Annotated in this window: 2 protein-coding genes; both read right to left on the reverse strand. The window is 68.5% G+C overall.

Going from position 1 to position 1,281, the window contains the following annotated elements:
- Window positions 1-40 precede the first annotated feature (40 nt).
- Window positions 41-913 (reverse strand): IS3 family transposase, encoded by an 873-nt coding sequence (locus ACWDX9_RS63400; protein ID WP_449973469.1) that lies wholly within the window; start codon window positions 911-913, stop codon window positions 41-43.
- The gene (locus ACWDX9_RS63405) at window positions 910-1,221 is read right to left on the reverse strand and encodes a transposase (RefSeq protein WP_449973470.1); all 312 of its coding nucleotides are present in this window, start codon (window positions 1,219-1,221) and stop codon (window positions 910-912) included. The genes ACWDX9_RS63400 and ACWDX9_RS63405 overlap by 4 nt, the downstream gene beginning before the upstream one ends.
- Between the last annotated feature and the right edge of the window lie 60 nt (window positions 1,222-1,281).

A 1,281-nucleotide genomic window follows, 5' to 3' on the forward strand; every position in this document is an offset into this window, starting at 1 on the left:
TGAGCTTGTTCCACTTTGACGGACACCATCGTTGTGGTGCTCAGGCTGCGTGAGCTGCCTCGAAGTCGGCAGGGCTACGGTAGCCCAGGCTGCTGTGTAGTCGACGGAGGTTGTACCAGCCCTCGATGAACTCGAAGATCGCGCTGCGAGCGGCAGCCCGGGTGGGCCAGGGGCGATCGCCGAGGAGTTCGCCCTTGAGCGTGGCGAAGAACGACTCGGCCAGCGCGTTGTCCCAGCACTGACCGGTTCGACCGACCGGCAGTCGCACCCCGAGCCGTTCGGCCAGAGCGGTGTAGTCGGCGCTGGTGTACTGGCAGCCCTTGTCCGAGTGAAAGATCACCGATCGGGTGGGGCGGCGGCGTGCCCAGGCCTGGCGTAGCGCATCGGCGACCAGGTCGGTGCGCAGATGATCCGCCGTCGCCCAGCCGACCACCCGGCGCGAGGCGATGTCGATGATGGTGGCCAGATACAACCAGCCCTCCTCGGTGGCGATGTAGGTGATGTCACCACACCAGCGGGCATCGAGTCCGGCCGCATCGGGTGTGAAGTCGCGGCCGATCAGATCCGGTCGAGTGCCGGCGCCCGGGTCGGGGATGGTGGTCCGCTGCCGGCGCCGCCGATACCGTCCGACCAAACCGAGCTCGCGCATCAGCCGGGCCACCCGCCGCCTACCGCACCGCTCGCCGTCCTGGCGCAGTTGCGCGTGCACCCGGGGCGCACCGTAGCTGCCCCGCGAGCGCGCGTGCACCTCAGCGACGCGCTCGGCCAACTCGGCATCGCGCACGGCACGCGGCCCAGGGATCGGGCTGCGGCGGGCATAGAAGGCGGCACGGGAGACTCCCAGCAGTTCACACGCCCGCTTGACGCTGTGGCCGCCCTGTTTCTCCGCCTCGATGAACGGGTGCACGCTCACCGGGTCTCCCTCACGAAGAAAGCCGTCGCTCGCTTGAGCACGTCGACGTCCTGGCGAAGACGCTGGTTCTCCCGCCGCAATGCCTCCAGCTCCTGCCGCTCGCTGCTGGTGAGCCCGTCCCGCTGGCCGGTGTCGACCTCGGCCTGGCGGACCCATTGCCGCACCGCGGTCTCGGTCAGGTCGAAGTCCTTGGCCACCTGCCCGACCGAGCGGTCACCGCGCTGGCACAGTTCGACGATCTCGGCTTTGAACTCCGGCGTGAACGAGCGGCGAGGACGCGGCTTCTTCTTCCCCATGCTCTCCATCATGGACATCCTTCCGGGGACGAGCCCCTGATCTCGGATGTCCGTCAAACCGGATCAAGCCCA

Source organism: Nonomuraea sp. NPDC003201, assembly GCF_053590415.1.